This window comes from Staphylococcus sp. EZ-P03 (genome assembly GCF_003344575.1).
Lineage (GTDB): Bacteria > Bacillota > Bacilli > Staphylococcales > Staphylococcaceae > Staphylococcus > Staphylococcus simulans_B.
This window is the reverse complement of record NZ_QPMO01000001.1, coordinates 1-332: the sequence shown is the minus strand read 5'-3', so window position 1 is coordinate 332 and position 332 is coordinate 1. Positions and strand designations below refer to the sequence as shown.

General features: G+C 44.9%; 1 protein-coding gene. It reads right to left on the bottom strand.

The genetic code is table 11. The annotated features are described in order from the left end of the window. Positions 1–332 (bottom strand): hypothetical protein (locus DVJ99_RS13215; protein WP_205527040.1); only part of this gene is annotated, 332 nt, incomplete at both ends.

Genomic DNA, 332 nt, shown 5'->3' with positions numbered 1-332 from the left:
ATTTTCAGTTGCTGCTGGAGCTTCAACATCGTTTGATGTTTGAGCGTTTGTACCATTATCAGCTGCTGGTGCATCTGTTGATGGTACTTCAGCACTGTTGTCTGTGCCTTCAGTCGGTTCAGAAGTACCTGGTTCGCTTGGAACTTTAGTATCATCTGTTTGATCTGGTGCATCTGTGTTGTCAACAGAACCGTTATCGTCAGTGTTGTCTGTACCTGGAGTAGTGCCAGGAACTTCATTGTTGTCTCCGCCGACTGTTACTGTACTTTCATCAGAAACATTGCCTGCTTCGTCTGTTTGTACTGCTTTGATTACATCTCCTGCTTTCACAG